This is a genomic window from Saccharopolyspora hattusasensis, from assembly GCF_050972075.1.
In the GTDB taxonomy this organism is placed as follows: domain Bacteria; phylum Actinomycetota; class Actinomycetes; order Mycobacteriales; family Pseudonocardiaceae; genus Saccharopolyspora; species Saccharopolyspora hattusasensis.
In genome coordinates this window covers 4,565,089-4,587,633 of sequence record NZ_JBPCDC010000001.1, presented here as the reverse complement: position 1 = coordinate 4,587,633, position 22,545 = coordinate 4,565,089, and the positions used below count along the sequence as shown (strand labels likewise).

19 protein-coding genes and 1 tRNA gene are annotated in these 22,545 nt (G+C 70.0%); 2 read left to right on the top strand and 18 right to left on the bottom strand.

The window, feature by feature from the left end; all coding sequences use genetic code 11:
* Positions 1 to 30 precede the first annotated feature (30 nt).
* The 4 genes from ACRXBZ_RS21655 to ACRXBZ_RS21640 form a co-directional block, all read right to left on the bottom strand.
* Positions 31 to 771: a hypothetical protein gene (locus tag ACRXBZ_RS21655; protein ID WP_433880639.1), complete on the bottom strand. Its 741-nt coding sequence runs from the start codon at positions 769 to 771 to the stop codon at positions 31 to 33.
* Positions 772 to 935: 164 nt separating this feature from the next.
* Positions 936 to 1,748 (bottom strand): SLATT domain-containing protein, encoded by an 813-nt coding sequence (locus tag ACRXBZ_RS21650; RefSeq protein ID WP_433880638.1) that lies wholly within the window; start codon positions 1,746 to 1,748, stop codon positions 936 to 938.
* Between the two features lie 301 nt (positions 1,749 to 2,049).
* Positions 2,050 to 2,637 (bottom strand): M23 family metallopeptidase, encoded by a 588-nt coding sequence (locus ACRXBZ_RS21645; RefSeq protein WP_433880637.1) that lies wholly within the window; start codon positions 2,635 to 2,637, stop codon positions 2,050 to 2,052.
* Between the two features lie 635 nt (positions 2,638 to 3,272).
* Positions 3,273 to 3,815: a YceI family protein gene (locus tag ACRXBZ_RS21640; RefSeq protein ID WP_168586208.1), complete on the bottom strand. Its 543-nt coding sequence runs from the start codon at positions 3,813 to 3,815 to the stop codon at positions 3,273 to 3,275.
* Between the two features lie 101 nt (positions 3,816 to 3,916).
* Between ACRXBZ_RS21640 and ACRXBZ_RS21635 the strand changes: the two genes are divergently transcribed.
* Positions 3,917 to 4,774: a helix-turn-helix transcriptional regulator gene (locus ACRXBZ_RS21635; protein WP_433880636.1), complete on the top strand. Its 858-nt coding sequence runs from the start codon at positions 3,917 to 3,919 to the stop codon at positions 4,772 to 4,774.
* 25 nt (positions 4,775 to 4,799) lie between these two features.
* On the opposite strand, the gene ACRXBZ_RS21630 is transcribed toward ACRXBZ_RS21635, so the two are convergent.
* The 7 genes from ACRXBZ_RS21630 to ACRXBZ_RS21600 all read right to left on the bottom strand — a co-directional run bounded on the left by ACRXBZ_RS21630 (position 4,800) and on the right by ACRXBZ_RS21600 (position 14,792).
* Positions 4,800 to 5,123, bottom strand: coding sequence for a hypothetical protein (locus ACRXBZ_RS21630; protein ID WP_433880635.1), 324 nt, complete (start codon positions 5,121 to 5,123; stop codon positions 4,800 to 4,802).
* 629 nt (positions 5,124 to 5,752) lie between these two features.
* Positions 5,753 to 5,826: transfer RNA gene (locus ACRXBZ_RS21625), tRNA-Thr, on the bottom strand.
* Between the two features lie 616 nt (positions 5,827 to 6,442).
* Positions 6,443 to 7,666 carry a DNA polymerase III subunit delta' gene (locus ACRXBZ_RS21620; protein WP_433880634.1) on the bottom strand — a complete coding sequence of 408 codons (1,224 nt, stop codon included), beginning with the start codon at positions 7,664 to 7,666 and terminating at the stop codon, positions 6,443 to 6,445.
* A gap of 156 nt (positions 7,667 to 7,822) precedes the next feature.
* Entirely contained in the window at positions 7,823 to 10,723 is a 2,901-nt protein-coding gene (gene topA, locus ACRXBZ_RS21615; RefSeq protein WP_433880633.1) for a type I DNA topoisomerase, read from the bottom strand.
* Positions 10,724 to 10,935: 212 nt separating this feature from the next.
* The gene (locus ACRXBZ_RS21610) at positions 10,936 to 11,529 is read right to left on the bottom strand and encodes a hypothetical protein (RefSeq protein WP_210435555.1); all 594 of its coding nucleotides are present in this window, start codon (positions 11,527 to 11,529) and stop codon (positions 10,936 to 10,938) included.
* Between the two features lie 204 nt (positions 11,530 to 11,733).
* A complete protein-coding gene (locus ACRXBZ_RS21605) occupies positions 11,734 to 12,324 on the bottom strand; it encodes a hypothetical protein (protein WP_433880632.1) in 591 nt (196 codons plus the stop codon).
* A gap of 161 nt (positions 12,325 to 12,485) precedes the next feature.
* Positions 12,486 to 14,792 (bottom strand): sodium-translocating pyrophosphatase, encoded by a 2,307-nt coding sequence (locus ACRXBZ_RS21600; RefSeq protein ID WP_433883939.1) that lies wholly within the window; start codon positions 14,790 to 14,792, stop codon positions 12,486 to 12,488.
* A 511-nt stretch (positions 14,793 to 15,303) separates the two neighbouring features.
* Between ACRXBZ_RS21600 and ACRXBZ_RS21595 the strand changes: the two genes are divergently transcribed.
* Positions 15,304 to 17,685, top strand: a complete 2,382-nt coding sequence (locus ACRXBZ_RS21595; RefSeq protein ID WP_433880631.1) for a DEAD/DEAH box helicase — start codon at positions 15,304 to 15,306, stop codon at positions 17,683 to 17,685.
* 99 nt (positions 17,686 to 17,784) lie between these two features.
* On the opposite strand, the gene ACRXBZ_RS21590 is transcribed toward ACRXBZ_RS21595, so the two are convergent.
* From ACRXBZ_RS21590 to ACRXBZ_RS21560, 7 genes are all read right to left on the bottom strand, one after another.
* Positions 17,785 to 18,579, bottom strand: coding sequence for a bifunctional DNA primase/polymerase (locus ACRXBZ_RS21590; RefSeq protein ID WP_433880630.1), 795 nt, complete (start codon positions 18,577 to 18,579; stop codon positions 17,785 to 17,787).
* Positions 18,580 to 18,774: 195 nt separating this feature from the next.
* Positions 18,775 to 19,122 (bottom strand): Rv3654c family TadE-like protein, encoded by a 348-nt coding sequence (locus ACRXBZ_RS21585; RefSeq protein WP_433880629.1) that lies wholly within the window; start codon positions 19,120 to 19,122, stop codon positions 18,775 to 18,777.
* Positions 19,119 to 19,520, bottom strand: a complete 402-nt coding sequence (locus ACRXBZ_RS21580) for a TadE family type IV pilus minor pilin (RefSeq protein ID WP_433880628.1) — start codon at positions 19,518 to 19,520, stop codon at positions 19,119 to 19,121. The genes ACRXBZ_RS21585 and ACRXBZ_RS21580 overlap by 4 nt, the downstream gene beginning before the upstream one ends.
* A complete protein-coding gene (locus ACRXBZ_RS21575) occupies positions 19,520 to 19,729 on the bottom strand; it encodes a DUF4244 domain-containing protein (RefSeq protein ID WP_433880627.1) in 210 nt (69 codons plus the stop codon). The genes ACRXBZ_RS21580 and ACRXBZ_RS21575 overlap by 1 nt, the downstream gene beginning before the upstream one ends.
* A gap of 37 nt (positions 19,730 to 19,766) precedes the next feature.
* Positions 19,767 to 20,468 carry a type II secretion system F family protein gene (locus ACRXBZ_RS21570; RefSeq protein WP_433880626.1) on the bottom strand — a complete coding sequence of 234 codons (702 nt, stop codon included), beginning with the start codon at positions 20,466 to 20,468 and terminating at the stop codon, positions 19,767 to 19,769.
* Positions 20,465 to 21,265, bottom strand: coding sequence for a type II secretion system F family protein (locus tag ACRXBZ_RS21565; protein WP_433880625.1), 801 nt, complete (start codon positions 21,263 to 21,265; stop codon positions 20,465 to 20,467). The genes ACRXBZ_RS21570 and ACRXBZ_RS21565 overlap by 4 nt, the downstream gene beginning before the upstream one ends.
* The gene (locus ACRXBZ_RS21560) at positions 21,259 to 22,428 is read right to left on the bottom strand and encodes a TadA family conjugal transfer-associated ATPase (RefSeq protein ID WP_433883938.1); all 1,170 of its coding nucleotides are present in this window, start codon (positions 22,426 to 22,428) and stop codon (positions 21,259 to 21,261) included. The genes ACRXBZ_RS21565 and ACRXBZ_RS21560 overlap by 7 nt, the downstream gene beginning before the upstream one ends.
* Positions 22,429 to 22,545 lie beyond the last annotated feature (117 nt).

Here is a 22,545-nt window from a genome sequence, read left to right as displayed (position 1 = left end):
TCTGTTCGACGTGGAGGGCCGCCGGGCCGCTCAGCCGCCGAGCTGGTTGGCGCCACCGAGCGGGCCGTGGCTGGCCACGTCGTTGACCTTGTCCAGTGTCGTGTCCGGGGCGACCTTGCCGACCGGGAGGGTATCGGTCACGCCGTCCAGCGGGCTCGCCGGACCAGCGACGCCGCCGAGCGCGCTGCCGCTTCTCGCCGCCGGCAGCGTCGAACCGACCGGGGAGCCGGCCACCACGCCGTGCACCGTCTCGCCCACCAGGTTGACCTCCTGCGGCGTGGGCGGCAGCTGCGCGGGCTTGGCCTGCGGCACGCCCGCCTTTGTGCTGTCCAGCACCGAGCCCAGGCCAGCCGGCAGCTCGTCGACCGGGCCGCCCTGCCTGGCGACCGGGCTGACCGCCAAGGCGGGGACGACGTCGCCCACCGGCAGCGCGGCGGTGTCGAGGCTCTTGCTGCCGGTCACACCGCCGAGCAGGCCCGTGACCGGGTTGCTGTCGCCGAGCACGCCGACGCCGCCAAGCACGCCGTCGAGCGGGCCACCGGCGTTGCTGCGCCCGGTTAGCTGCTTCTCGACCGGGACGACGTCGCCCACGGTCTGCTGCGCGGAGGCCAGCGTGCCCGCGACGTGGTACGTGGTCTGCGCGAGGTTGTTGTCGGTGGGCAGCTGAGCGGGCAGCTGCGGGGTCTCGGCCGCGTTCGCGGTAGCGGCGAAGCCGACCGCGCCAGCGCCGCCGACCAACACAACGGCCGCTGCGGTAAGGGTGCGCTTCATCGCATTGCTCCTCTCTGCACAGGCCGATTCCTGTGCGCCGCGCCGGAGATTACGGAAGGATCACTCACCACCATTCAGCGATCACATAAGTGGGAAATGTAGACATTCAGTGATCGTTATCCGCCTATTTCTCCACGCTTTCGTGAAGAGCGACATGGGAGTGATTACTGACCGATCCCGTCCGCTGCGGTTGAGGGCAAGCGGCGCACCTGTTCGGCTCGCAGCGACTCGACCGCGTCGGCGAATTCCGCATAGGCCTCGTGCTCACTGTCGAACCGGCGGTACCGACCGACCCGCAGCTCCACCGACTCGTACTCGCGGTCCAACGCGTCGGCGGCCTGCTGGCACGCGACCGCCCGGTACCGGTATTTGGCGTGCCCGGCGAACGCCGCGGCCACCGCGACGACCAGGCACAACGCCACCGCGACCCCCCGAACGTCCACAACGGACACCGATACCGCCGTCACCGTCGCGGCGATGATCGAGCCGCCGATGACCACCGCCTGCAGGACGTTGTCCTTCGAGCGGTCCCGCCGGGCCTCGCCCCGGTAGCGCTCGACGAGATCCGGCAGCTGCGCCCGGTAGCGCTTGTGCACACCCAGCAAATCCCCGGACCCCAGTTCATCCAGCATGTTCTCGCGGTATGCGCATTCGAGCGCGCGCAGTTCTGACCCCACCGCGCGAACCTTAAAGTGCTGCTGGTAGACGAACCTCGCCGACAGGGCCATCGATGCCACGGCCAGGGCGAAAACCACCCCCGCCGGTATTGCGGACACCCATAACGACAACGCCATCGCGGCGGAGCCGATCAGCAACAGGTTGCCCGGCACCGCCCAGGCAACCAGGAGCCGCTGCACCAACCGCGCGCGGTAGTGCTGCTCAGACCGCTCGGCGATCCGGCGTTCCCAGTCCGGCGGCTGGCGATCCCCGGCAAGCACTCCACCGCCGACGATCCCGGCCGCATCCACTCGCTCCATCACATCGAATCCTTCCAGGCGCGTTAATGCGATCGAAGTAGCTCCCGGAGCACCAGGACAATCGGCCGGGAGGGTGATGATCTGCTCGGCCGATCGGTCCACCGCCGGATACGCCGGGTGATCGCTGCTGGGTTCGCACGCCGCTCACAGTTCGATAGCGGGCAGTGATAACAGCCAGTGGTGCACGCCGGACATCGTTTGGCGGTTACCGGGGTCTGCCACTCTGGCAGCGCCGCCCGCGGACGGGTCAACCGGGTCCACCAATCGGGCGTCGACACGCCGTCGAGAACGCACGAAAGGCTTACCGATCCGTCAACTCGGCGTTCGCGTCGCGGTAGAACTTCTCTGGATCCACCGGCCGCCCGGCCACCTCGATCTGGAAGTGCAAGTGTGGCCCGGTTGATTCGCCGCGATCGCCCATCGTCGCGATCAACTGCCCGGCCCGAACCTGTTGTCCGACCGAGACGAAGTCCTCGTCGATGTGCCCGTAAATCGAAACGACGTCCTCGCGGTGCGCAATTCTGATCCACATGCCATAACCGCTCGCCGGACCGGAATCTATGACGATGCCCTCCGACGCCGCTCGGATCGGGGTGCCGATGTCGTTGGCGATGTCGACACCGTTGTGCATCTCGCCCCAGCGCTCACCGAAGCCGCTGCTGATCTCGCCATCCGCCGGCGACACCCAGTCAGCTACTGGAGCAGCAGGTGGATCGGGCTCCGTGGGCAGCTTCGCGGCGAGGCCGGCGGCGAATCTCAGGCCGATCACCGGGGGTTTCGACTGGTCATCCTGCACAGCCGGGGCGGCCAGGGCACCAGCGGCACCGAGCACGCTGCCCACGACCAGTCCGACCAGTCCGGCGATCACCGTATTATGTCGTATTGCCATCGCGTTTCCATTCCTCCCGCCGTCCGCGGTTATTTGCGCGACGGCCGGGCCGAATTCCGCGTTCGGACGCCGAGGATTCCGAAACCGGCGTCTGGGCGGTTCGACAAGATTGCAGCCGAACCGCACGGGGAATGCATTTCGGAATTGGCTCAATGGAATGATGTGCCGACAATTCGCCGCGTCCCGCGCACAGGTGTCGGGAGGTCCGCCACGGACACGCACGGTCCACAGTGGTCACGATTCCCAGTGAACCGCGCGTGGGCCGAACCCGAAGCCCTTTCCAGCCATCACGGAGGGTGTCGGACGCGGCCGAGCCGCCGATGTCACCTCCCTGATCCGCACACCACTCGACCGGTAATCACCCGATCAGACCAAGAGCGAGGGGCACCCGTGCCCTCTTGCTAGGTCACGGATGGCCCTCACCAGCCATCGATCGAGTGCTTCCAAGCCGGCGGAAGGGTTCTCAGGGTGACGGCAAGGCTGCGCGGCGCGCTCGCCGGATCGAGCGCCCGATCGCCGACTTCGCCCAAGCCCTGAAGAACGTCTGACGCGGCAACGGGACCGTGAGCGCTTTCGGGCTGCTATAGCAAGAGGCTGAGACAGCAACCCAAAGGGCTCACGGCCCCGCGACCTCGTCACTTCGGTTCGACGAACTGGACGTCGAGCTGGATCTTCACCACGTTGCCGAGCAGGGCTTCACCCGCGCCGAAGTTGATGCCGTAATCGCTTCGGCGGATCTCGCCCGTCGCCTCGAAGCCGGCGTGGCGGCTTCCGTCGAAGACGTCCCCGACCCCGCCGAACTCGACCTCGAAGGTGATCGGCTTGGTCACCTCTCCGATGGTCAGCTCGCCTTCGAGGGACCAGTCCTCGCCTTCGCCGCGCAGCCGGGTCGAGCGGAAGGTCATGGTCGGGCGCTTCTCGGCGTCGAGCAGGTCCGGGGCGAGGACGTGCGCGTCGCGGTCGGCGTTTCCGGTGTCGATGGACGCGATGGCGACGGTGGCGGTGATCGTGCTGTCGTCGAGGGTCTCGCCCACCACGAGTTCGGCGTCGACCTCGGCGAAGCGGCCCCGCACCTTCGACACTCCCAGGTGCCGGATCGAGAAGCCGACCGAGGAGTGGAACGGGTCGAGGGCCCAGCGGCCGGCGGTCAGCTGGAGTGCGGTCGTTTCAGTGGTCATGGCACCAACCTCGCGGTTTCGCCGCACCGGAGGGAGACCGCGCTGAGGCTGGCCCTCGCAGGGCCACCCACAAGCGCGTCCCCAGCAGGTAGGTTCCTGTCGTGCGCGACAACGAATTCGGGGCCTTCCTGCGCGCCCGTCGGGAAGCCATCACGCCCGCCGAGGTGGGGCTGCCCACCGGACCGCGACGGCGCACGCCCGGGCTGCGGCGCACGGAGCTGGCGATGCTCGCCGGGATCAGCGTCGAATACCTCACCCGGCTGGAGCAGGGCCGGGACCGCCACCCGTCCTCCGAGGTGCTGGGTGCCCTCGTCGACGCTCTGCGGCTGTCCTCCGAGGAGCGCGCGCAGTTGTGGCTGATCCTGGGCACGAACAAGCCGAGCGCGCTGTGCCCGCGGGTCGCCGAGCCGCCGGTGCGGACGGTTCGCGAAGGTGTGCAGGCGATCCTCCAGCGGCTCGAACCGAGTCCGGCGCTGGTGGTCAACCGGATCGGCGACGTCCTCGCCCGCACGGACGGCTACCAGCGACTGGCGGGCCCGGTCGGGGTCCTGGACGCCGAGCGGCCCAACCTGGTGCGCTTCGTGTTCACCGACGACCGCGCGCGCACTGCGCACCCCGAGTGGGCACGCATCGCCGACGCCCAGGTCAACTTCCTCAAGCTCGGTTTCCACTGCGACGACCCGCATTCCGCGGGCCTCGTCGAGGAGCTGAGCGCCGCCGCCGGAGCCCCGTTCACCAGCCGGTTCGAGGCACAGCAGGTCGTTCCGGAGCGCACCGGAGTGGAGCGCTGGGTGCATCCCGAGGTCGGCGAGCTGCGGCTGGGTTTCGAGGTCCTGGAGGTGTCGGGAACCGACGACCAGCGCCTGATCATCTACCTGCCCGCCGACGACTCGACCGCGGCAGCGCTGGACCGCCTCGACGGGCGCCACCCCGGCGGTCTGCGAGCAGTCTCCGGCTGACCGTCGTGAGTGGCCGTTCCGGTTCTTACCGGCAGCGCCGCTCACGAGTCTTCCCAGTCGCGCGGGGACAGGGTGAGGGCTCCGGGGATCGCCGCGAAGGCTTGCCCTGGTAGTCGGGGAGACGGACGGTCTGCCCGGCGGTGTCTTCCAGCACCATCTGGCCACGCGACCAGCACGACGGGTGATCGTGCCGGTAGCCAGCGACGAGAAGATCACGTCGGCGGCCAGGTAGAGCGTGGCGGTGGAGCTCGCTGACGTACAACCGCCCGTCGGCGAGCTCGGCGATGACGCGCCGGCGCTGCGCATGGCCCACGACGCCGAGGAACGCCAGCAAGTCCTCACTATCCATCAACCACCCCGATCCGTCAGCCAACACTTGCGCATGGCATGACCGGCTGTCATGCAACCAGGGCGGCGTTCCCGCAGGTGGGGGCCCGTGAGCGCTTCCGGGTGCTAGAACGCCCTAAACCACTCACGGGCCCTGGCCGGCGAAACCAACTCCGTCAAGCGGGCGGTGCGCCCGGCTACGGCCGTGAGCAGAGCAGCCAGTTCTGGGTGCTCACCGATACACCGCCGTAGGAGACGCCCGACGTGCAGCAAGCCGTTGATGCTCCGCGCGCTCACGACGGCCCGGGCACCGCGTCGATCGCGCGGTGGTGCGGCTCGATGTCGTCGCGGAGCTGCCGGCCGAGCGCCGGTCGCGCTGTCCTTCCTCATCTTGATCGGCGCCCTCACCCTGATGCCGCCCGACCCGCCGCGGCCGGAGCGCACCGCTCGGCGGCATCGAGCGTGCTTCCGCAGGTTGCCCGCGAGGCGGCCGAGGCAGCAGTCCGGCTGGTTCCACGGACGCGCACCGGTACCGATCGGCACGCATCGGGCACGCAGAGACCGTTCGCAGGGAAGCTGCGTCACGCCACCTCACCTCGGGCAAAAAGAAAAACCGCAGGTCACCTGGGTGATCCTGCGGTCTTTCCAGCGAGCCGCCTAAGGGAATCGAACCCTTGACCTACGCATTACGAGTGCGTCGCTCTAGCCGACTGAGCTAAGGCGGCGTTGCATGAGCAAGTGTAGCGGGCCGGGCCTCGCCGTCGTTCACGGCCCCACTGCTTGGCGCTGGCCCGATCGGCGCTTGTCTTCGCTGGTGGCCGGGATTGACTCCGGGAAGACCCCACCTTCGGCCGGCGCACTGCGACGACTTCCTTCGCCACCTCGTCACCTTCGACTCGTTGGATCAACAGTGATGCTTAACACGTGACCGGGAGGTTCTCGGATGCGGGCAGTCCGCCGCTTCAGCGCGTGCCCCACCGTCGGGCTCGCTGCTGCATGTGCCGGACGCCGTCCACGCGCATTCCAACGTGCAGCTCGCTTCCGCTCCCGGGCGGACCGGCAAAGCCGTGCAGTCGACCTCGACGTTCCAGGTCGCCAGCGTCCGGTTGTTCGCCGGGACTTCACAGGAGATCCGCGTCGACCACTGCAGTGCAAGGCCGGCGTGGAGCGGATGGAGCGAACGGACCGTTCACTTCACCTATCGAAGCGGACAGGCCGTTCGCTCCACACCAGCCAGCGACGGCGCACCACTACGCGAAACGAGTTTCCGAACAGGCTCTACAGCGCCCAAAAGACTCAAGGACCCTCACCGGCCTGAACACATCAGTGTCCACTGTGGAGTCATCCGGTGTAGAGGACGGCTAGCATTGCTTCCACCGCGATGATGGGCTTCACGTTCTGCGTCAGGGCTTCGCGGCACTCCAGGACCGCGTCGAGGCGGCGCAGCGCCGACTCCGACGTCCACTCCGCCGCCGCCTTCGCCACCGAACGTTCGAAGTCCGGGTGGTTCAGCGGGGCGGTCGAGCCCGCGCGGGTTACCAGCACGTCCCGGTAGAAAGCCGCCAGGTCGACCAACGCCAGGTCCAGCGCGTCCCGCTGGGAGCGCGTGGCGCGCGACTTCTGGCGCTTCTCCAGTTCCTTCAGCGCCGCGTTCGCGCCGCGGGTGGCCGCCGCCGTGCCCTTGCCCGTGCCGCCCGCGCCCATCGCGGTCTTCAGCTCTTCCTTCTCGGCCTCGTTGCGGTCCTCGTTCGCGGTGACCGCTTCCGTCTCGGCCAACTTCACCAGCCCGGTGGCCGCCGTGAAAACGTCCGAGAACCGGCGCAGCCCCAGCGGAATGCGCAACACCGACTCGCGCCGCTCCCGCACCTCCTCGTCGGTCGCCAGCCGCCGCGCCCGGCCGATGTGGCCGCCACACACCGAAGCCGCCCACTGCGCGAGCTCCGCGTCCACTCCATCGCGCTCGTGCAGCACCTCGGCGATCGCGCCGGACAACGGCGTGCGCAACTGCACGACGCGGCAGCGGGAGCGGATCGTGACGGACACGTCCTCCGGGTGGTCAGACGGCGCGCACAGCAGGAACACGGTCCTCGGCGGCGGCTCCTCCACCGCCTTGAGCAGGGCGTTCGCGGCGCCTTCCGTGAGCCGGTCGGAGTCTTCGATCAGCACGATGCGCCACTGGCCGGTGGTCGGCCGCCGCGCCGCGGCCTGCACGAGCGCCCGCATCTCCGCGACCGAGATCGACAGGCCTTCCGGCACCACCAGCCGAACGTCCGCGTGGGTGCCGTGCAGCACCGTCCGGCACGCCGAGCAGTGCCCGCAGCCCGGCTGCTCGTGGTCCGAGCACTGCAGTGCCGCGGCGAAGGCCCGGGCGGCGGTAGAGCGGCCCGATCCGGGCGGCCCGGTGAACAGCCACGCGTGCGTCATCGATCCCGGCGGGACCGGCTCACCCCGCGCCTGGAGGTGGGCGGCGCGCACTGCGGCGAACAACGTCTGCACCGCGTCGGGCTGTCCGACGACCTCCGCCCACACGCCGGTCTTCGGCTGCCCCGGAGCGTCGGTCTGCATCACGTCGCCTCCAGTACTTCGCGGACACCCAGACTGTACGGGGCGGCACCGACCGGCCTCGCCGCCAGTTCGCCAACGGGGCCGTGAGTCTTTGGGCGGCCTATGCCGATGGCAACCCAAAGGACTCACGGCCCCGGGATCAGCTGAATGGCGGGATCACGCCGACTTCGAAGAGGAACTCGCCCGCTTCTTGGCCGCCGTGCTCTTCGTCGCCGTGCTCTTCGTCGCCGTACTCTTCGTCGCCGTACTCTTCGTCGCCGTGCTCTTCGTCGCCGTGCTCTTCGTCGCCGTGCTCTTCGTCGCCGTGCTCTTCGTCGCCGTGCTCTTCGTCGCGGTGGTCTTCTTGGCTGGCGCCTTCTTCTTCGCCGGGGCCTTGGCGCGCCGCTCCGCGAGCAGTTCCACCGCGCGGTCCATGGTCAATGACTCGACGTCATCGCCCTTGCGCAGCGACGCGTTGGTCTCGCCGTCCGTGACGTACGGACCGAACCGGCCATCCTTGATCACCAGCGGCTTGCCGGTGTCCGGCGCCTCGCCGAGCTCCCGCAGCGGCGCCGCGGCCGCCCGCCGACCCCGCTGCTTCGGCTGCTCGTAGATCTTGAGCGCCTCCTCCAGCGTGATCGAGAAGATCTGGTCCTCGGTCTCCAGCGAGCGCGAGTCCGTGCCCTTCTTCAGGTACGGGCCGTAGCGGCCGTTCTGCGCCGTGATCTCGTTGCCGGACTCCGGGTCCTTGCCCACCACGCGCGGCAGCGACAGCAGCTTCAGCGCGTCGTCGAGCCTCACGGTGTCCAGCGACATGTGCTTGAACAGGCTGCCAGTGCGGGGCTTGCCCTTGCTGCCCTCGGGCAGGATCTCGGTGACGTACGGCCCGAACCGGCCTTCCTTCGCGACCACCTCGTTCCCCGACTCCGGGTCGGTGCCGAGGCTGCGGCCCTCCATCGGGGTCGCGAACAGCTTCTCCGCGATCTCCACGGTGAGCTCGTCCGGCGGCAGGTCGTCCGGCAGGTTCGCGCGCTGCGACGAGCCGTCGCCCAGCATCCGCTCCAGGTAAGGGCCGTAGCGGCCGACCCGCACGTAGACGGTGCGGTCCTCGTCGTCGTTGAACATCGGGATGGAGTTGATCTCACGCGGGTCGATCTCCTCGACCCCGGAACCGACCAGCTTCTTCAGCCCGCCGGCCCGGCCGATCGAGTCCTCCGGGCCGATGTCGCCGCCGAAGTAGAACCCGGACAGCCATCGGGTGCGCTGCTGGCGCCCCTCGGCGATGCGGTCCAGTTCGTCCTCCAGCGCGGCCGTGAAGTCGTAGTCCACCAGCCGGCCGAAGTGCTTCTCCAGCAGGCCGACCACGGCGAAGGCGATCCACGACGGGACCAGGGCGGAGCCCTTCTTCCACACGTAGCCGCGCTCCTGCACGGTGCTGATGATCGACGCGTAGGTCGACGGGCGGCCGATGCCCAGCTCTTCCAGCGTCTTGACCAGGCTGGCTTCGGTGAAGCGCGGCGGCGGGTTGGTGGTGTGCCCGTCCGGCGACAGCTCCGGCGCGGTGACCGACTGGTCCTGCACCAGCTGTGGCAGCCGCGACTCCGCGTCGTCGGCGACCCCACCGGCCTCCGAGTCGACCGCCTCGACGTAGGCCTTCAGGAATCCGGCGAAGGTGATCGTGCGGCCGGATGCGGCGAAGGTGCACTCCTCGCCGCTGGAGGCGGTGCCGGTGATGCGCACCGACAGCGTGGTGCCCTTCGCGTCGGCCATCTGGGAGGCGATGGTCCGCTGCCAGATCAGCTCGTAGAGCTTGTAGCCGTCAACGTCGTTACGCAGCTCGGCCGCGACCTCGCCCGGGGTGCGGAAGCTCTCGCCCGCCGGGCGGATCGCCTCGTGCGCCTCCTGGGCGTTCTTGACCTTGCGGTTGTACTGGCGCGGCTGCGGTGGCAGGTACTGCTCGCCGTACAGGTCGCGGGCCTGGTTGCGCGCCGCCGTGATCGCCGTCTCGGACAGCGTCGTCGAGTCGGTCCGCATGTACGTGATGTAACCGTTCTCGTACAACCGCTGCGCCGTGCGCATCGTCCGGTCGGCCGAGAAACGCAGCTTTCGGCTGGCTTCCTGCTGCAGCGTGGAGGTCATGAACGGCGCGTACGGCTTCCGCGTGTACGGCTTCTCCTCGACGCTGGACACGTGCAGCTGCGCATCGGTGAGCGCGGCGGCGAGGCTGCGGGCCTCCTGCTTGGTCAGCACCCGCGTGTCGGGGTTCTTGAGCCGCCCGTCCGGGCCGAAGTCGCGGCCGGTGGCCAACTTCGCGCCGTCCACGTTCACCAGGCGTGCGCCGAAGCGCCGCGGCGAGGCGTCCGGGCCGGCATCCATCGTCGCGGAGATGTCCCAGTACTCGGCCGGGACGAACCTGATCCGCTCGCGCTCCCGCTCGACCACGATCCGGGTCGCCACCGACTGCACGCGGCCCGCCGATAGCTTCGGCATGACCTTCTTCCACAGCACCGGGCTGACCTCGTAGCCGTACAGCCGGTCCAGGATGCGGCGGGTCTCCTGCGCGTCCACCAGGTCGTGGTCCAGGTCGCGCGGGTTGGCGGCGGCCGCCTGGATCGCCGACTCGGTGATCTCGTGGAACACCATCCGGCGAACCGGCACCTTCGGCTTCAGCGTCTCCAGCAGGTGCCAGGCGATCGCCTCGCCCTCGCGGTCACCGTCCGTCGCGAGGTAGAGCTCGTCGACCTGCTTGAGCGCGTCCTTCAGCTCGGTGACCGTCGACTTCTTGTCCGAGCTCACCAGGTACAGCGGCTCGAAGTCGTTGTCGACGTCGACGCCCAGCCGGGCCCACGCCTGCCCCTTGTACTTCTCGGGCACGTCCTTGGCGTTCTTCGGCAGGTCCCGGATGTGCCCGCGAGAAGACTCGACGATGAAGTTCGAGCCCAGGTAGGAGGCGATCTTCTTGGCTTTCGCCGGCGACTCGACGATCACCAAGCGCCGGCTCGCGGAGCCAGCCCCGTTGGGGGACCCCGAAGCCCGGCCGGTCCCGCCGGCCTTCTTCGTCCGTGTCGACCCAGCCACGCTTACCTGCTCTCTTCTTCCGGAGACTTCCGCTGCACCCGGTGCTACCCGACAAGTTCCTCAGTGTGCCCCTTGTGCGCTAGTTCGCAGCGCGCAGGGAAGGCACAGGGTTGCACATAACACGCTAAGACTCGTCAACATCTTCTTGTACGAACGTATCGGGTGACTCCAGTGTTCCGTTGCGTGACCTGGCGTGATGTGCGTCAACCCGGTCAGGACACCAGGGGCCACGTTCGCTCGATCGCACCATCGGGAGTTGGGCCGACGAGCTCGGCGAGGCGGGCCAACCGGCGACGACCGGCGACGCGCAGCGCAGGGCCACCGGCACGCGGGCCGACCGGCTTGGCCGGGAGGCCGCAGCCGAGCAGCGCCGCGGCCAGCGGCGCGTGCGTGTCGGGCGCGTGCGGATCGAGCCCGAGGCGGTAGCCGGTGGGCTCGCCGTAGCCGGCGGTCAGCGCCCAGATCCGGAGGGCAGCGCCGTCCGGGACGAAGTCCGGCGGGACGGATTTCACGGCGCCGCGCAGCCAGCGCGCGGCGAGGCCGGTGAGGTCCGAACGGAAAGCGGTGCGGATCAGCGGTCGGCCCTCGTCGGAGCGGCCGAGCTCGGCTTCCACGCCGCGTTCGGCGCAGGCCGCGACCAGGGAGCGGGCGCGCCATTCGGCGTCGACCACCACGGACAGCCGGGCCGCGGTGCCGCGGCCGAAGCCGACCGCCTGCCCGGGGCCGCACAGCATGCCCGCGAGGTCGGCGACGTCTGGCTGCCGCGCCTCGGCCGAGTAGAAGGACAGCTGGTCCACGGCCCGCATGCTAGAACGGTAGTTCGACTTTGGCCAGCACATCCATCCGTATGCGTGAGGCTCTACCGCAGTTTGAATTGAAACTGTCAGCGGGTTTGTTCACCGCCGAACTGGCTCGGCAGCGGGGTTGCGAGTTGGAGCGAACGGCCCGTTCGCTTCACGAGTCGAGGTGAACAGGCCGTTCGCTGCACCCAACCAGCCCAGCGGCCGGTCTCAGCCTGGGGGTTGCTGCTGGCGCTGGGCGAAGAACTGCTTGCAATCCGGCGCCTGCTCGGCGGCGGTCTTGAGCTCGTCGTTGTGGTCCAGCTGCTCCAGCTTGTCCTGGAGGTTCAGCTGCTGGCCCTTCTGCAGCTCCTGCTGCAGGCCGGTCATGCCCTCCTGGAACCGCTGTTCGTTGGTCGGGTCGATCTGCTTCGCCTTGTCGCCCGCCCCCTGCAGGAGATCGCGGACCTGCGTGAAGCCCTGCTGGAAACCCTCGTTGACCTGGTCCGCGCCCGCGATCGGCGACGGGCCCAGGCCCTTCAGGCCCTGGATGGTGCCATCGGCGGAACCCACCGCCGAGTCGATTCGTTCGATCACCGTTTTCTTGAGCGTGGCCGTGTTCGTCTTGTCCACGGGCGGGAGCTGCTTCTGGGAAGCGGAGAAGCCGCCCACCAGACCGCACATCCGGCCCACCCACGCAACCCCCTCCGGGCTCGGGGCGGCGGCCTTCGGGGGCGGCGCCGGGGCGGGGCCTGCCGCGCACCCGGCGAGCGCCAGCGGAACGGCCGCCAGCACCGCGATGGACGTCGAACGGATCTTCATGCGCACTCCTCGCAATGTTCGGAGTTGCCTTCGGCGTGCCGCCCGACTCTCCCCCACCGGCCGCCGCACGCCGGAAGCCGGGGTCGGCTACCCGCCGAAACCCCAGCTCATGGAAAGGGCGCCGCCCCCGCGGGGCAGCGCCCTTCTCGATCGGCGCGACGTCAGGGCGCGCCGTTGACCGCCTTGTCGTCGGACGGGGATGACTCCGCGATCGCCGTGGAGCGGCGCTTGGAGACCACGACCGCGGTGATGATCACCGCGGTCGCGACGATCGCGATGCCGATCCCTACCGCCTGGTTCGCGCCCGCGCCCACGCTGAACGTCACCACGGCCGGCGCGATCAGCACCGACACCAGGTTCATCACCTTCAGCAGCGGGTTGATCGCCGGACCGGCGGTGTCCTTGAACGGGTCGCCGACGGTGTCGCCGATGACCGTCGCGGAGTGGGCCTCGGAGCCCTTGCCGCCGTGGTAGCCGTCCTCGACCAGCTTCTTCGCGTTGTCCCAGGCACCACCGGAGTTGGCCAGGAAGATGGCCATCAGGGTGCCGGTGGCAATGGCACCGGCGAGATAGCCCGCCAGCGGGCCGACGCCCAGGCCGAAGCCGACCGCGATCGGCGCCAGCACAGCGAGCAGACCAGGGGTGGCCAGCTCGCGCAGCGAGTCACGGGTGCAGATGTCGACGACCTTGCCGTACTCGGGGCGTTCCGAGCCGTCCATGATCCCGGGCTTGTCCCGGAACTGCCGCCGCACCTCGTAGACCACGGCGCCGGCCGCGCGGGACACCGCGTTGATCGCCAGGCCCGAGAAAAGGAACACCACGGACGCCCCGATGATCACGCCCACCAGCACGTTCGGCGCGTAGACGAAGAACTCGGAGGCGCTGAGGTGACCGGCCACATCGGCCAGCGCGACGCCGATCGCGTCCGTGTAGGACCCGAACAGCGCGGTCGCGGCAAGCACCGCCGTCGCGATCGCGATGCCCTTGGTGATCGCCTTGGTGGTGTTGCCGACGGCGTCCAACTCGGTGAGGATCTTCGCGCCCTCGCCCTCGACGTCGCCGGACATCTCGGCGATGCCCTGGGCGTTGTCGCTGACCGGGCCGAAGGTGTCCATCGCGACGATCACGCCGACGGTGGTCAACAGACCGCAGCCGGCCAGCGCGATGGCGAACAGCGCCACCGGCAGCGACCCGGACAGCAGGAACGCGCCGAACACCGCCGCGCCGATGATCAGCGCGGTGTACACGGCGGACTCGAAGCCCACCGAGAGGCCGGAGAGGATCACGGTGGCCGCGCCGGTCAGCGACGACTTGCCGACGTCGCGCACCGGCCGGTGCTCGGTGGCGGTGAAGTAGCCGGTGAGCTTGAGGATGACCACCGCGAGCAGGATGCCGATGATCACCGCGACCAGCGCGATCAGCGCCGGGCTGCCGTTGGTGGCCCGGATGCCCTCGGAGACGCCGGTGAGCTCGGCGAACGTACTGGGCAGATACAGCATCGCGGCGATCGCGCAGAGCACCGCGGAGATGCCGGCCGAGATGTAGAAGGACCGGTTGATCGCGGTCAGCGCGCTCTCGCCGGCGCGGGCCTTGGTGATGTAGACGCCGATCACCGCCGTGATCACACCCAGGGCGGGCACGATCAGCGGGAACAGCAGGCCGTGCAGGCCGAACGCGGCGGTGCCCAGGATCAGCGAGGCGACCAGGGTGACCGCGTAGGACTCGAACAGGTCGGCCGCCATACCGGCGCAGTCGCCGACGTTGTCCCCGACGTTGTCGGCGATCGTGGCGGCGTTGCGCGGGTCGTCCTCCGGGATGTTCTGCTCGACCTTGCCGACCAGGTCGGCACCCACGTCGGCGGCCTTGGTGAAGATGCCGCCGCCGACTCGCATGAACATCGCCAGCAGGGCGGCGCCGAAGCCGAAGCCCTCCAGCACGCGCGGGGCGCCGCCGGCGTAGACCAGCACCACCAGCGCGGCGCCGAACAGGCCGAGGCCGACGGTGATCATGCCGACCACGCCGCCGGTGCGGAACGCGACCCGCATCGCCTTCTCGCGCCCCTCACCCGCCTCGCGGGCTGCCGCCGCGACGCGGACGTTCGCACGGGTGGACAGCCACATGCCGAGGTAGCCGATGGTGGCCGAGAAAGCGGCGCCGAACAGGAAGAAGATCGATCGGCCGATCATCTCGCCGGTGCTCTCCGCGGGCAGCGCGAACAGCACCAGGAACACGATCACCGCGAAGATCGCCAGTGTGCGGAACTGCCGGTTCAGGTAGGCCGACGCGCCTTCCTGGACGCCCTTGGCGATGTCCTGCATCCTGGCCGTTCCTTGGCCGGCGGACAGCACCTCCTTGATCAGGACGTAGCCGAAGGCCAGGGCGGCCAGGGCGATCACCATGACCACGCCGACGACGACGTAGTCGGTGCCGCCGAGTTCGATACCGGTGGCTTGCTGGGCGAGGTCCATCCGGGTATGCGAGCTCGGTGGTGCAGCGCCCTGGGCCCAGCCGTGCTGGACCGGGGTGAGCAGGGACATCCGTCCTCCTGGGTTGTGCTCGGTTCAGCACCGGAACCCGGAAAGCTCAACCGGGATTCGATGCGCGGTAGGCGGCCCCGCCCGGTACGGCCGGTGATCTATCGCTGGCCGTCCGTGGCGACGTCGTGGCTCGGGAGTCTATTCAGGCCACGAGTGGCTTACCTCACGGTGTGATACGCAACTCGTCCCGACATGGGGTTCCGTTACTAAATAATCGATTCAGATGGGTACTTGATCACCCAATTGGGCAAAGTTCGATTTGGCCCAATCGGGTGAGATAAGGTAGAGGACACGACTCCGACGGTCCACTGTGTCGCGGCCGCAGCCAGCGTCGCGGCCCGAAACTGCAGAAAGAACCATCCGATCGAGCGATACCGACACGGATGCGGGGACCGGGAACGCGTGCAGAGGACGCGATCGGCACTGTGCAAGGCTCGCTTCTGTGCGCGCAGCGGACGAGGACAAGGGGCGGCGGTTGCTCGACCGCGCCGTAGTCGGCATACCGGCCGAAGAAACACCGGTGCGTCACGTCGAGCACCTGCCGGCCCGCCCGGCACGGACCGCCGACTGGCCGAAGTGGGCCCCGCCGCGGCTGGTGGACGCGCTCCGTGACCGCGGTGCGCGGGAGCCGTGGGTGCACCAGGCCGAAGGAGCCGAAGCCGTCTGGGCGGGCGAGAACGTGGTGGTCGCGACCGGCACCGCGTCCGGCAAGTCGCTGGTCTACCAGCTGCCGGTGCTGTCCAAGCTGCTCAACGACGACCGGGCGACCGCGCTCTACCTTGCCCCCACCAAAGCGCTCGGCGCCGACCAGCTGCGCACGATCGACGAGCTCGGCATGCGGGAGGTCCGGGCGGCGAGCTACGACGGCGACACCCCGCAGGTGGAGCGGGACTGGGTGCGCGCGCACGGTCGGTGGATCTTCACCAACCCGGACATGCTGCATTACGGCGTGCTGCCCGGTCATGGCCGGTGGGCGCGGTTCTTCCGGCGCCTTAGCCACATCGTGGTCGACGAGTGCCACACCTACCGCGGAGTGTTCGGCTCGCACGTCGCGCTGCTGCTGCGCCGCCTGCGCCGCGTCGCGCAGCACTACGGCGCGGATCCGGGTTTCGTGCTCGCCTCGGCGACCGTGTCCGACCCGGCATCGCTGGCCGCGCGCCTGACCGGCGTCTCCTGCCGCGCCGTGACCGACGACGGATCGCCGCGCGGGGCCCGGACGATCGCGTTCTGGGAACCGCCGCTGCTCGGCGAGATCATCGGCGAGAACGGCGCTCCGGTGCGCCGGGCGGCCGGCACCGAGGCTGCGCGCATCATGACCGAGCTGGTCATCGAGGACGCCCGGACGTTGGCGTTCATCCGGTCCCGGCGCGGGGTGGAGCTGGCTGCGCTGTCCGCGCAGCGTGCGCTGTCCGATGTGGACGAATCGTTGGCCCAGAAGGTCGCCGCCTACCGCGGCGGGTACCTGCCCGAGGACCGCCGCGAGCTGGAGCGCTCCCTGCTGTCGGGCGAGCTCCGCGCGGTGGCCACCACCAACGCGCTGGAGCTCGGCATCGACATCTCCGGCCTCGACGCCGTCGTGGTCGCCGGATATCCCGGCACCCTCGCGTCCTTCTGGCAGCAGGCCGGACGAGCCGGGCGGGACGGCGAGGGCGCCCTGGTGGTCTTCGTCGCGCGGGACGATCCGCTGGACACCTACCTGGTGCACCACCCGCCCGCCGTTCTCGACCGGCCGGTCGAGGCGACGGTGCTCGATCCGACCAACCCGTACGTGCTCGAACCGCACCTGGCCTGCGCCGCCGCCGAGCTGCCGCTCGGCGAGGACTCCTTCGACGTTTTCGGCGGCGAGCCCGCCCGCCGGGCCGTGGAAGCGCTCACCGCGGACGGGGTGCTGCGCAAGCGCCCGCACGGCTGGTTCTGGACCTCCCGCGAGCGTCCACATCGGAACGTCGAACTGCGGGGCGCCGGTGGGCACCCGATCGCCGTCGTGGAGGGCGAATCCGGGCGGATGCTCGGCACCGTGGATCCGGACTCGGCCTGCGGGACTGTGCACCCCGGCGCGATGTACCTGCACCGCGGCGAGTCCTTCGTGGTGGACGAGCTGGACCTGGAGACCGGAATCGCCCTGGTGCACCAGGAGAGCCCGGATTGGACGACCTCACCGCGCAACGTCGTGGACATCTCGGTGCTGCGGACGATCGAGCGACACGACACCGGACGCGGCGTCACGGTTTGCCTCGGCGAGGTGGAGGTCACCTCGCAGGTCGTCGGCTACCTGCGGAAACGGCCCTCCGGCGAGGTGCTGGACCAGGTTCCGCTGGACCTCCCCGCGCAGACCCTGCTGACCCGGGCGGTCTGGTACACGGTCGGCGACGAGCTGTTGGTGGGCAGCACGCCGGGGGGCGCCGGGCTGGATCCGGCGCTCGTCCCCGGCGCGCTGCATGCCGCCGAGCACGCGGCGATCGGTCTGCTGCCGCTGTTCGCGACCTGCGATCGATGGGACATCGGCGGGGTTTCCACCGCTTTGCATGCCGACACCGGGGAGGCAACGGTGTTCGTGCACGACGGTCATCCGGGAGGGGCCGGATTCGCCGATCGCGGTTATGCCGCATTGGTCCCATGGCTGGCCGCGACGCGGGAAGCGATCGCTTCCTGCGACTGCCCGGCTGGGTGCCCGTCCTGCGTCCAGTCGCCGAAGTGCGGGAACGGCAACGAACCGCTGGACAAGGCGGGGGCGGTAGCTGTTCTCGACGCGGTTTCGACCGCGCTCGGGGGAAGCGCCGCTGGATCAGCTGGGCTCCACGGCGACCGTCCACAAGAGAGCTGAGCACGAAGGGCTGGTGCGTGCTCAGAGGCGTGTCCGGTCGTACTGGGGGCCCTGGGCGCGGATGCCGATCCGTTCGGCGCCTGCGCGGTCGGCAGGGGGTCACCTGCCCGCTGCGAGGAGTTCCGCCACGTTCTCCGGATTGCTGTTGTCAAGGAGTTCAAGACTCGTGCAGAACGCCTCCTGCACGAAGTCGGAGCCGGGCAGCTGCCAGGCGCACACCTCGGGCTTGACCCGCCAGTGCACCGCACCGCCCGGGTAGGCCGTCGGGGGCATGGGCACCCAACTTCCGTTGCCGTGCAAGCAAATTTCATCTTGCTCGGCCAGTTCGGGGTAGAGCTCGCCGCCGCTGGACATCAGGAAGTACCAGCGGCCGTTCGGGGTGGCGACGATCGGCACGGGGAAGCCGAGTTCGCGCAGCACCGAAGCGGCCCGGCGGCCGAGGTCCGCGTCGACCTCGATGGCGTCCACCGTGGCGCCGGTGGCGATCAGCAGGCCGTACGGCCGCTCCGCCCACCAGGACGTGACCTCGTCGGGGTTGGTGCCGAGCCGGTCCTGCCAGTCGCGGTAGACCGGCACCAGGCCGTTCTCCTGCCGTCCGCGCCGGCCGATCCAGACATCTTCTTCGGGATAAGTTCCGGGCAGCACCGGCCAACCGCGCGAGGCGAATCCGATCGCCTGCACGCGAAGTTCGATCCGGTTGCTGGTCAACCCGGCCGGGTGGGCCGGGACGCCGCGGAAGGCGTTGGGCCACCTGTCCGCCGACCGTTGCATTTGCTCCGCCTCCTCGTTCCACAGTGGGCGCCGGACCGGCGGCTCGGGGTCGCCTCCGGAATCACCTTCGGCAGCCGCCTGGTTCTCGACCTCGTTGTCGTAAACCTTGGGTCTTGCGCTCACACAACTAATCAACGTCATCGGACCCCGCCGAGTACACCCCCCAGTCGACGACCGGTAGCTCAGCCGCGACGAACGCTCCCAGCCGAACACGAGCACCGATAGATCATCCTGGTGAGCGACACCGGAATGACCGCTCCCAATGGTGATTTCGGAGCGGCTCGACCGTTCGCCGACCGCTCATCGCAGCCGGGCCGATCAGTCGTCGGTCGGCCCGGCACGGGCCCGTGCGCTGGCTTTCCGCCCGCCCGGAACGAACGCGGGAAGATCGGTTCGCACTGCCACGAGGGCATCCCATCCGTCCATCGTGCATTCAGCTATCTCGACCCGCATCCCACTCGCGACCTGGTTCGCCCGTTCGCATGCAAGCTGCTGTCCGTGCGGCGCGTACGCCGCCGCGGCCAGCGCCGCGAGGTCCGCCGCTCCTTCGGCCCGGTGACGGGCGATGGTTACCGCGCCCAACTGCAGGACGAACCACAGCAGGGCGAGCAAGGCCATCGAGAGCACTGCCGAAAGCACGGTTGCCGTGCCCCGATCGCCATTCATCGCGCCACCAGCCCTTCGACCCCCGGTTCCAGCACCGCCACCGCGCGTGCGCGCAGCGACTGGCCGGGCAGGAACCCACCGGGCAGCGGCGCGCTCACCTCGATGCTGACCTGGTCGCCCTCGACCAGCACCGACAGCGACGCGCCGGCCGGGGCGATGCGGCCGACCGCCTCGTCCGCGCGGGGCCGGTCGCCGCGCGCCACCAGCCGCGCGGCCTCGACCGCCGCGTCGGTGCAGCGGAGATGGCCGATCAGCGCGCCGGCTCCGGTCAAGATCAACGCGAACACCGCGATCACCGAGCAGATGCCCAGCGCCGCCTCGACCGTCACCGCCCCGGCATCGCGGCCGGTCGTTCCGGCGCCGGGCGCAACGACCGGCGCCGGAACCACCTCCGCCATCAGACACCGCCGCCTTCCAGCCCGCGGGCGATGAGCCCAGCCAGTGCGTCCTTGACCGAATCACCGGTCACGACGCTGTAGAGCAGCGAAGCGAACGCCACCGCGGCGACAGTCCCCACCGCGTATTCGGCAGTGCTCATGCCTCCGTCGCCGTGCAGCAGCGTGCGGAGCCGGCGCGTTGCCGCCCACCGGTTCGTTCGGGTACTCATTTCGATCGACCCCTTCCAATATTTGTCCACAATGGATTCACAAGGGTGCCGCGAGGCGGTGCACCATGCCGACCGCCACGGGGAGCACCCCGAGGCACAGGAACGCGGGCAGGAAGCACAGGCCCAGCGGTGCCGAGATCCACACCGTTGCCCGCTGGGCGCGTGCTTGGGCCTGCTCGGCGACCGTGGCTCGCGCGTGGCTTGCGATCTCGCCAGCAACGTCCGCCAGCGCGCTGCCGGTCCGGGCGGTCCGCCGGGCCGCACGTGCGAGCTCCGCGGTGTCCGGGTTCCGCAAGGCCGGTTCCCAGCCGGTTGCGGCGTCCGAACCCAGCGCGAGGTGATCGGCGACCTCGCGCAGCGTTCGGCAGGCCGGGCCGGTGAGCTCGTCGGCCACGGCCCGCACGATCACCGGCACCGGCAGCCCTGCTCGCATGCCGGCGGCCAGCAGGTCCCAGCCCGCCGCCAGCGCCAGCGGGTCCGTTCGGTCGCGTCGCCGCTCGGCAGCCGCGGACCACCGACGCACGGCGAAGGCGGCGGCCACGCCGATCAAGATCCCGCCGACCGGACCCACCACCTGCACCGCACCGGCCCCGACCGCCAGCGGGAGCATCCAGGCCACAATGGACGGTGTTGTCCGGCTCCGCCCCGGCGATCGCGGGCCGAGCGCTCGCAGCCGCGCCCGCGCCGAACTCGCCGGGACGACCAGCAGTGCCACCGCCGCGAGCAGCAGCTCGATCACGGCTGCACCACCGCCCTGGTCAGGCGCAACGTCCAGCCGACCCCGGCGCACAGCAAGGCCACCCCGACCAGCAGGAGCAGTTGCCCGAGCAATCCGCCGGTCAGCACGGTGATCGGTCCTGCCCCGACCGCCTCGCCGAACAGCAGCCCGAAGAGCGGCAGCCCGGCGAGCACAGCAGCGGTCGACCGCGGACCAGCCATCTTCGCTTCGACGTCCCGGCGGAACGCCGCGCGCCGTTCGACGTCGCCGCGCACCGCATCGAGCAAGTCTGCCAATGCGACGCCGTGCCGCTCCGCGAGCGCCCAGGCCCTCGCCATCCGACCCAGTGGCTCACGCAGTTCGGCCGCCCCGTCGTGCGCTTCGAGAACCTTCGCGACTTCGCCGCCGAGCCGAACCGTGGTGGCCATGTCCTGGAACACCTGACCAACCGCCGGGCCCGACTCCGCCGCCGCTCCCTCGGCCGCGGCGGCCGGGTGGGCACCCGCGCGCAGCTGCGCCACCAACAGCCGAAGTCCGGCGGTCAGCTCGTCGGCCTGCTTCAGCCGCTGGCGCCAGTCCCGCTGCGATCGCCAGTACTTCACTCCGAGCAACGACAGGGCAGTTCCCGCGCACGATCCAACGGGACCAGCGAAACTCCAGCCCGCCACTGCGACTGCCGGAATCGCGAGCAGCCGCGCCGCCCGACGGAGTGGGAGCCCAGGAACGTGGGCCGGCATGGTGCGGAGCCGTTCGCGCGCCAGGATCTCCGGCCAGCACAGGACGGCCGCGGCCAGCACGATTAGCGCGTGGATCAGCACGGCAAGGCACCTCCCCTCGCCTCCAGCAGCGCCGCCAGCGCATCCCTGCCCGGCCCCCAGCCGCTTTCGACCTGCCAGGCCGGGAGCACCTCGACCAGGTCGCGGTCCCGGCGCAGCACGCCGATACCAGCAAGATGCCTGCCGCGCCGGGCGCTCCGCCGAACGTGCAGCACCACCTGCACGGCCGCGGCCAGCTGGCTGTGCAGTGCGGCGCGCGGCAGTCCGCCGAGGGCGGCAAGTGCCTCCATCCGGGCCGGGACCTCTTGCGGCGAGTTGGCGTGCAGCGTGCCGCCGCCCCCGTCGTGCCCGGTGTTCAGCGCGGCGAGCAGCTGGCGGACCTCGCCGCCGCGCACCTCGCCGACGATGAGCCGGTCCGGCCGCATGCGCAGCGCCTGCCGGACGAGGTCCCGGACCTGGATCTCCCCCGCGCCTTCGACGTTCGCCGGGCGGGTGAGCAACCGGACCACGTGCGGATGCCGCGGGTAGAGCTCGGCGGCCTCCTCGACGCACACGATGCGCTCGGACTCCGCGACCTCCCCCAGCATCGCCGCCAGCAGCGTCGTCTTGCCGCTGGCGGTACCTCCTACCACCAGGAACGCCAGCCTGGCGGCCACGATCTCGCGCAGCACCGCTGCGGTCGGCCCATCGAAGGCTCCGGAGCTCCGCAGCGCATCGAGGTCGTGCGCGGCAGGGCGCAGCACGCGCAGCGAGATGCAGGTGCCCTCGCCCGCGACCGGCGGCAGCACGGCATGCAACCGCACCGGCCCGGACGCGCTCTCCTGCGACAACCAGGCGTCGACCCACGGCTGGGCGTCGTCCAGCCGACGGCCGCTGGCAACGGCGAGCCGCTGTGCGAGACGGCGCACCGCATCCTCGTCGGCGAAGCGCACCGCCGCCCGCGCAAGCCCGTCGCCCCGGTCCACCCAGACCTTGTCCGGCGCGGTGACGAGCACGTCGGAAACCGCCGGATCGCGCAGCAGCGGCTCCAGCACTCCGGCACCGCGGAATTCCTGCTGCACCAGGCGAAGCGCGGCTAGGACGTCGGCGTCGGCGACCAGCCCGCCGGACTCCTCCCGCACCGCAGACGCGACGGCTGCCGAGGTCAGCGTGGCACCGCTGCCGACCAGGCGGTTGCGCACCCGCTCCAGCAATTCGCCATCGATCGCATCGGCCACAGTGGACTCCGCTGGTGCCGCGCCGGCGATCTGATCGATTTCCAGGACACGACTAATGGACATGACTGACCCACTTCCGTTCTGGTGGAGCACCGAATAGAGCTG

Coding starts and splice junctions, on each gene's coding strand:
- ACRXBZ_RS21650 (WP_433880638.1), bottom strand. CDS start 1,748: ATGGAGCGAGTGGATGCGGCCGGGATCGTCGGCGGTGGAGTGCTTGCC.
- ACRXBZ_RS21610 (WP_210435555.1), bottom strand. CDS start 11,529: ATGCGGGCCGTGGACCAGCTGTCCTTCTACTCGGCCGAGGCGCGGCAG.
- ACRXBZ_RS21645 (WP_433880637.1), bottom strand. CDS start 2,637: ATGGCAATACGACATAATACGGTGATCGCCGGACTGGTCGGACTGGTC.
- ACRXBZ_RS21620 (WP_433880634.1), bottom strand. CDS start 7,666: ATGCAGACCGACGCTCCGGGGCAGCCGAAGACCGGCGTGTGGGCGGAG.
- ACRXBZ_RS21575 (WP_433880627.1), bottom strand. CDS start 19,729: ATGAGTACCCGAACGAACCGGTGGGCGGCAACGCGCCGGCTCCGCACG.
- ACRXBZ_RS21580 (WP_433880628.1), bottom strand. CDS start 19,520: ATGGCGGAGGTGGTTCCGGCGCCGGTCGTTGCGCCCGGCGCCGGAACG.
- ACRXBZ_RS21600 (WP_433883939.1), bottom strand. CDS start 14,792: ATGGACCTCGCCCAGCAAGCCACCGGTATCGAACTCGGCGGCACCGAC.
- ACRXBZ_RS21655 (WP_433880639.1), bottom strand. CDS start 771: ATGAAGCGCACCCTTACCGCAGCGGCCGTTGTGTTGGTCGGCGGCGCT.
- ACRXBZ_RS21630 (WP_433880635.1), bottom strand. CDS start 5,123: ATGGATAGTGAGGACTTGCTGGCGTTCCTCGGCGTCGTGGGCCATGCG.
- ACRXBZ_RS21605 (WP_433880632.1), bottom strand. CDS start 12,324: ATGAAGATCCGTTCGACGTCCATCGCGGTGCTGGCGGCCGTTCCGCTG.
- ACRXBZ_RS21640 (WP_168586208.1), bottom strand. CDS start 3,815: ATGACCACTGAAACGACCGCACTCCAGCTGACCGCCGGCCGCTGGGCC.
- ACRXBZ_RS21585 (WP_433880629.1), bottom strand. CDS start 19,122: ATGAATGGCGATCGGGGCACGGCAACCGTGCTTTCGGCAGTGCTCTCG.